The sequence below is a fragment of the Neisseria sp. P0022.S010 genome, assembly GCF_051956635.1.
The window spans coordinates 1-441 of record NZ_JBQCXF010000916.1; the positions used below are offsets into that span (position 1 = coordinate 1).

A 441-nucleotide genomic window follows, 5' to 3' on the forward strand; every position below is an offset into this window, starting at 1 on the left:
GTTTTTTATGTTTAATTCAGGCTGATTGATAAAACAAAGACCGTACACCGGCTCCCTATAACACTGCCCTACCGCGACAGTTTGCGCCACTTTTGAAACGGCGTTTTCTCCTCAACCTACTTTAAGGAACATCATGGCTTCGCGCGATTTATACCCACAGGAAATTTTACAGGTTGTTCTCGACAAAAGCTGCGCCAAAGCACAATCCAGCATCCCCACATTGGCAATCTTGAGCGTTTTGGCCGGCGGATACATCGGCTTCGGATATCTTGCCTATTTAAAAGTAGTCAGCGGCATTCCGCACGAATGGGGCGGAGTTGCGACTTTACTCGGCGCCTCCGTGTTCCCAATCGCCTTGATTTGTATCCTACTTGGTGGCGGCGAGCTGGTAACCAGCAACATGATGATCATGTCTTTAGGCAGATTAGCCGGACGGATTTC

1 protein-coding gene is annotated in these 441 nt (G+C 48.8%); it reads left to right on the plus strand.

Annotation, left to right across the window (positions count from 1 at the left end):
• Nucleotides 1–133 precede the first annotated feature (133 nt).
• On the plus strand, nt 134–441 hold a 308-nt coding region (locus tag ACTHUT_RS22095; protein ID WP_440419958.1), incomplete at its 3' end, for a formate/nitrite transporter family protein.